The organism is Alteromonas sp. DY56-G5 (assembly GCF_041414725.1).
GTDB lineage: Bacteria > Pseudomonadota > Gammaproteobacteria > Enterobacterales > Alteromonadaceae > Alteromonas > Alteromonas macleodii.
In genome coordinates this window covers 176,137-183,020 of record NZ_JANHZQ010000003.1, presented here as the reverse complement: position 1 = coordinate 183,020, position 6,884 = coordinate 176,137, and the positions used below count along the sequence as shown (strand labels likewise).

4 protein-coding genes are annotated in these 6,884 nt (G+C 44.5%); 2 read left to right on the top strand and 2 right to left on the bottom strand.

The features are described from left to right. Window positions 1–125: 125 nt before the first annotated feature. The gene (locus NO989_RS02620; protein ID WP_371342001.1) at window positions 126–2,936 is read right to left on the bottom strand and encodes a bifunctional aconitate hydratase 2/2-methylisocitrate dehydratase; all 2,811 of its coding nucleotides are present in this window, start codon (window positions 2,934–2,936) and stop codon (window positions 126–128) included. Window positions 2,937–3,335: 399 nt separating this feature from the next. Continuing rightward, window positions 3,336–4,562, bottom strand: a complete 1,227-nt coding sequence (locus NO989_RS02615; protein ID WP_049587063.1) for a PQQ-dependent sugar dehydrogenase — start codon at window positions 4,560–4,562, stop codon at window positions 3,336–3,338. A 117-nt stretch (window positions 4,563–4,679) separates the two neighbouring features. On the opposite strand from NO989_RS02615, the gene NO989_RS02610 reads away from it, so the two are divergent. Beyond that, entirely contained in the window at window positions 4,680–5,153 is a 474-nt protein-coding gene (locus NO989_RS02610; protein WP_231514250.1) for a hypothetical protein, read from the top strand. Between the two features lie 112 nt (window positions 5,154–5,265). After that, window positions 5,266–6,834, top strand: a complete 1,569-nt coding sequence (locus NO989_RS02605; protein ID WP_371342000.1) for an AMP-binding protein — start codon at window positions 5,266–5,268, stop codon at window positions 6,832–6,834. The last annotated feature ends 50 nt before the right edge of the window (window positions 6,835–6,884 follow it).

Sequence of the window (6,884 nt, the reverse complement as noted above, 5' to 3'; positions counted from 1 at the left end):
ATCTTCCCCTCAGTCAGGGTGATTCAGGTTTCTTTCAACCTGACGGGTTTGCCAGCTTCGCTGGGCAAACAAAAAAGCCCCAACCGAGGTTGGGGCTTTTAAATGCGTTTGAAAGCGTTAAGTACTTATACGCGCTTAACGGCTACATCTGCTTCGAACTTAGGCTTAACAGCTAAGTCTTCAGATGGTGGAGCAAACTTAGTTAGGTCAATGCCTTCAACCGCTTGCTTGTACTCTTCCGTGGTTGGGAAGCGACCAAGAACCGTTGAAAGTACTACTAGCGGTGTAGAGCCTAGTAGTGATTCACCTTTTTTCTCAGCAGAGTCAGCTACAACACGACCCTGGAAAAGACGTGTAGATGTCGCGATAACTGTGTCGCCAGGCTCAGCCTTTTCTTGGTTACCCATACACAGGTTACATCCAGGACGCTCTAGGTAAAGAATGTTGTCGTACTTAGTACGCGCCACTTCTTTAGGGTTAGCATCATCAAACTGGAAGCCTGCATATTTCGCTAGAACGTCCCAATCGCCTTCCGCTTTAAGCTCGTCAACGATGTTGTATGTAGGTGGAGCTACAACTAGTGGTGCTTTGAATTCAACAGAACCGTTAAGCTTTTCTAGGTTACGCAGCATTTGTGCGATGATTTGCATGTCGCCTTTGTGCACCATACAAGAACCAACGAAACCTAGGTCTACTGGCTTACCATCGTAGTAAGAAACTGGACGGATAACGTCGTGGGTATAACGCTTAGATACGTCTTCGTTGTTTACGTCTGGGTCAGCAATCATTGGCTCGTCGATTTGATCTAGATCGATAACCACTTCTGCGTAGTACTTCGCGTTGTCATCTGGCGCAAGCGCTGGCTCTTCACCAGACTTGATTTCAGCAATACGCTTATCAGCTAGGTCAATTAGGCCTTGAAGCATGTTCGCTTCGTTGTCCATGCCCTTGTCGATCATGATTTGGATACGGCTCTTAGCAAGTTCAAGCGACGCAATCATTGTCTCGTCATTTGAGATACAGATTGATGCTTTCGCCTTCATTTCTGCAGACCAGTCAGTGAATGTGAATGCTTGGTCAGCCAATAGAGTACCGATTTGAACTTCAATTACACGACCTTGGAACACGTTCTCGCCAGAGAATTGCTTAAGCATTTGCGCTTGAGTCGCGTGAACCACGTCACGGAAGTCCATGTGCTCTTTCATGCTACCTTTAAAAGTAACTTTCACAGACTCAGGGATTGGCATTGCCGCTTCACCCGTTGCAAGAGCTAGTGCTACCGTACCTGAGTCGGCACCGAATGCTACACCTTTAGACATACGCGTGTGCGAGTCACCACCGATGATAATGGCACGATCGTCTACTGTAATGTCGTTAAGCACTTTGTGAATAACGTCAGTCATTGCATGGTAAACGCCTTTAGGATCACGTGCAGTGATTACACCAAAGTTGTTCATGAACGACATAAGCTTAGGAATGTTAGCTTGTGCTTTTTTGTCCCATACTGATGCCGTGTGACAACCAGACTGGTAAGCACCATCTACAACAGGAGAAATCGTTGAAGCGGCCATTGACTCAAGCTCTTGGCACGTCATTGGGCCAGTCGTATCCTGAGAACCTACAATGTTTACTTTAACGCGTACGTCAGAACCCGCGTGAAGCGGAGCATCTGAATTTACGCCAACTGCATTTCGGTTAAAGATTTTTTCAACCGCTGTTAGGCCTTGGCCTTCGTGAGACACTTCTTTCGACGCTGCATATACGGCTGGCGCTTTTGTACCTAGAGTACGTGCTGCGAAAGACTGTAGCTGCTTACCGAATACAACTGCGTAAGAACCACCGGCTTTCATGAACTCCATTTTTTGAGGAGTAAATGATGCAGAAACGTCAGCAAGTTCTTCTGAACCGTTGTAAAGCTTCTTCGCCTTAGTATCGATAGTTAGTACAGTACCAGTTGCTACTGAGTAAGCTTCTTCAAGTACTGGGTCACCGTTTGCATCGCGAACGATTTCACCGTTTTCATCAGTTTTCTTAACCCAGTTCTTAAGGTCAAGACCAATACCACCGGTTACGTCAACAGTAGTAAGGAAGATTGGCGCAATACCGTTAGTACCAGCAACAATTGGCGCTTTGTTTACAAATGGAATGTAAGGGCTTGTTGGCTCACCTGCCCATAGTGCAACGTTGTTAACACCAGACATACGAGATGAACCTACACCCATTGTGCCTTTTTCAGCGATAAGCATCACTTTAGCATTCGGGTGCTTCTTACCAAGTTCAACAATTTCTTGCTGCGCTTCAGGAGAGATCATGCACTGGCCGTGAAGTTCACGGTCGGCACGTGAGTGCGCTTGGTTACCTGGAGAAAGAAGGTCAGTTGAGATATCACCTTCAGCGGCGATGTAAGACACAACTTCAATTTTCTCTGGAACATCAGGAAGCTTGGTAAAGAATTCAGCTTTTGCGTAGCTTTCTAGTACGTCTTTAGCAATAGCATTGCCAGCTTTGAATGCATTTTCAAGACGCTCAGTGTCAGCTTCGTATAGATAAACTTGAGTCTTCAATACTTCTGCCGCAGGCTTAGCAACCGCTTCGTCATCAGAAAGTGCTAGGTCTAGTAGTACTTCTACAGACGGACCACCTTTCATGTGTGAAAGTAGTTCAAGCGCAAACTCAGGGGTAATTTCTTCTACTTTTTCTTCGCCAAGTACAATTTCTTTTAGGAATTGTGCTTTAACACCCGCCGCAGGTGTAGTACCTGGAAGCGTGTTATAGATAAAGAATTTTAGAGAGTCTTCGCGATGCTCGTTTGTTGTATCTTTAATTTGAGCAATAATTTCAGACAGCAGATCTGCACTGTCGATTGGCTTAGGGTTAAGACCTAGTTCCGTTTTACGGGTTTCGATCTCTGCCAGATATTCTGAATACAAACTCATATAGTTCTCTCGGTCTTAGTTTTACTTGGGCGTAGTGTTAAGTCGGTCTTAGCTATACGCATATAAAAATGAGGGATATTTTAACCGATTTTTAGCGGTTACGTAATGACTGAAAGTAAACAGTTAGGTATTCACCCGCCTAAACTGTCGTTGTGTTAAAGCAATTACATTTTTACTAGAAAAACGAATTTTAATTAAAAGCAAAATTAAACTAACCATTTCAGACAGTTAGAAGCAAACCATTTGAAATCAATGACAATATTTAGCTTGAATGGTTTGACCAATAAAGATAAATAATAGTGTTGCACTTATGACAGACATTCATTTTATTTATGGTGCTACCAGTACAAATTACCATCAATTTTGAAACAAAATTTCATTTATTAATGTTTTCTGTGCCTAATTTCCTCTTGGCGATACTTCGATCACTCTTCCATTTTCACCATCGGTCAAAAGAAGCAGGTTACCTTGATGATCAAGCGCAATATCCCGCAGCCGTTCCCCAGGTCCCTCAAACATTTTTGTAGAGATATATTCGTTCGATACGGCTCTAACCGCATACAAAGCTTTGGCTTTCAAACTGGTAACAAGTAACGTATTAGCTAGCATCGGGAAACGCCCATGGGAATAGTAGATCATGGAAGATGGCGCTATAGAAGGTGTCCAGTCTACAATGGGGCCAGTCATACCCGGATAGGTCGAAAAAGGCGAAATTCTAGCGCCGGAATAGTCTTTGCCTAGTGTAACAACTGGCCAACCATAATTTGCGCCTTGTTGTAAAAGGTTTACTTCATCACCGCCATCTGGGCCGTGCTCATGCAAAAACAGGTTGCCGTCACTCCCCTTTACAAGCCCTTGGGGATTGCGGTGTCCAATACTAAAAATAAAGGGGTTATCAGGAAAAGGAGAGTTGGCCAACGGCTTGCCGTCTATTGTAAACCCTAGCACTTTTCCTAGTTGTGAACTGATAACTTGCGCTTGCTCGCGATAATCAAAGCCATCTCCTGTCGTAACCAAAAAGCCCTGTTTTGTGTTTAAAGCACTGCCCTCTAGTTGAAGCAGTTTCCCACCGTAGTGCACAGGCGTGTCTTTGGCTTGTGCCAGTGCTAACACTGGCTGAATGTTAGTAATGCCAGAAGTAAGGGAAAGCTGTCCTTTTACTATGGCAAGACGGTTTGCACTATCGCTCCCCTTGGAATAACTCAGCAACACGGTTCTGTCTTCAGGGAATTGCGAGGGTATAAGAAGATCGAGTACGCCTCCTTGCCCTTTAGTGTACAAGTCATCGAGCATTAAAGAAAACCGCGCACTTTCCCCCTTATTGTCAATAATTACCAGCTCACCATCTCGCGTTACTATCAATATATGGGTGCTTGCCTGAGCCTTATCAATAACCGTCGTTAAGGCCTTGGGAAACGCCAGTGAGGTAGCGATATCTTCTGTCATGACATGCTGGTCGAAATTTTCATAGGCCGTTAGATTTGAGCTACCTGCTTCACGTTGCTCAGTATTAGATGCGTGCTTTTGAGTGAGTTCAGAGGCCGTAGTTACGGCAAAAGCAGGAGCCAAAGCAGCTCCCAGTAAAGAAAAAGCCAGTAAACTGATCATCGTACGCCATGACCTCATTGTGATTGTCCTCTTTTACTTAACATACTATGGTATACCCTATTGCCACGCTCAAACCATTTGAGGCCTGTTGAGTTTTGTTCTAATGCACTGTGCGACAAATCTTGGACTACAAAAATGAACAACCTAATACGACGCACTATTTTCCATTTTTTACCATCATGGGCCGTCGGCTTTCTACTAGCAAGTACGTTTCACTCGTGTGCCGTTTTAATCGGACTCATTCGAATTGATGTTGATATGAATCCAAGCGATTGGTTTTTCATGATATGGCAAGATGCACTAGGCCTTTTGCCTACTTACGGCGTGATTATTGCTGTTACCTTATTGTTGGCGTTCTTGGCGACACATTTCATTGTTAGGCGTCTTAATCAAAATGCTAGTGGCTCTTCCAACCGTACCCGATTTATTCTTTTCACAATAGCGGGAGGCCTGTCGTTCTTATTAATGCTCATTGCCATGCAGCCCATATTGAATGTGACCCTAATTGCAGGCGCTCGCACTACCTTAGGACTTTCCGCACAATGCATGGCAGGCATCTGTGCTGGTGGGCTATATAGTTACTTAAGTAATAGTTCTACAAAAAATTAATAACTAAAAATTATAATACTAAATAACCCAACCCTAATGTAAATGAAAAGTTAAGTTTGCTACTGTAAGGCATAAACACCCTTTTTACTTTGCCCTACTAGGAACAAGCAACATGATAACTTATCCTGATAACGTGACCTGCTTAGCCGATTATATTGAAAGCGTTTTGCAAAAATTTGCCGACAGGCCAGCGTATACGGCGCTTGGACAAACACTTACATTTGCCGAGATAGACCGTAAGTCATCAGCGTTAGCCCGCTACTTTGTTCACGAAGCTAAATTGTCTCCTGGTACCAAAGTCGCCATACAACTTCCTAATTTAATTCAAAACCCTATTGTTGTTTATGCTGCCTTACGCGCAGGCCTTGTTGTAGTAAATACAAACCCGCTTTATACCGAACGCGAGATGAAGCACCAGTTCACTGATAGTGGCGCGAAAGCTCTGGTTATTCTGGGTGATTTGCTCCCCAAATTCACTAGCATAAAAGATGATACTAGTATCGAAACCGTTATCACCACGTCGGCAACAGAGCTTTTAGACCCTAACACTGCACCAAACCTTGAAGGTACGGTTTCATTCACACAAGCAGTGGAGCTAGGCAATACACTGCCTGCATTTGCACGTCCTTCTATTGCTCTAGATGAACTCGCCATGTTGCAATACACCGGTGGTACTACAGGGGTATCGAAGGGCGCAGCCTTAAGTAATAAAAACGTTTTAGCTAACTGCATCCAAATGCTCGACCGTATTGGTGAGGGCTTCAAAGATGGTGAAGAAGTATTGGTATGCCCATTACCGCTTTATCATATTTATGCATTTACGGTTGGAATGATGGCGCTCTTTGCCAAAGGTACTCAGATAATTCTTATACCCAATCCGCGGGATATCGACGGTTTCATTCAAACACTCAAGCCCCATAAAGTTTCAGCATTCATGGGGATCAACACCTTGTTTGTTGGTCTTGGAAGACACCCTGAATTTGCAAAGTTAGACTTTTCTAAACTACACCTCACGATGTCTGGCGGCACCGCACTTACTCAAGCCGCAGTATCCATTTGGCAAGACGTAACCGGGAACACCATCACCGAAGGCTATGGGCTATCAGAAACTGCGCCAGTTGTATCTTTTAACATTCCAGGTAAAGAAGAGATTGGCACGGTGGGGCACGAACTAGAAGGCACTGAAGTTGCGTTACTGGATAGCCATGATAAGCCGGTGGCCGAAGGCGAGTCGGGGCAAATTGCAGTTCGCGGACCTCAGGTTATGCTGGGTTATTGGAACCGAGACGACGAAACTGCCAAAGTCATGACCCAAGATGGCTTCTTTAAAACCGGGGACATTGGCATTCGCACCGAGTCTGGGGCAATTAAAATTGTAGATCGTTTGAAGGATATGATTATTGTCTCTGGGTTTAATGTCTATCCAAACGAGGTTGAAGATGTTCTTACAACGCACCCTAGCGTGATGGAAGCCGCAGTTGTGGGTAAACCCGATGAAAAGACCGGTGAGCGAGTGTGTGCATTTATTACTGTTTCAAGCGATGTATCGACACAAGACGTCATTGATTTCTGTAAACAGCACCTCACAAATTACAAGATTCCTAAGTCGATCACGATACTTGACGAGCTACCAAAATCTACCGTCGGAAAAATTCTACGTAGAGAGCTTCGTTCGGCTTAATGACTCCCCCACTTGCGCCGCACATTCAGCGCGGCGCTTAATACCCAGTT

What these genes read in the sequence shown, in the direction of transcription:
- NO989_RS02605 (WP_371342000.1), top strand. Translation starts at nt 5,266, where the DNA reads ATGATAACTTATCCTGATAACGTGACCTGCTTAGCCGATTATATTGAA.
- NO989_RS02620 (WP_371342001.1), bottom strand. Translation starts at nt 2,936, where the DNA reads ATGAGTTTGTATTCAGAATATCTGGCAGAGATCGAAACCCGTAAAACG.
- NO989_RS02610 (WP_231514250.1), top strand. Translation starts at nt 4,680, where the DNA reads ATGAACAACCTAATACGACGCACTATTTTCCATTTTTTACCATCATGG.
- NO989_RS02615 (WP_049587063.1), bottom strand. Translation starts at nt 4,562, where the DNA reads ATGAGGTCATGGCGTACGATGATCAGTTTACTGGCTTTTTCTTTACTG.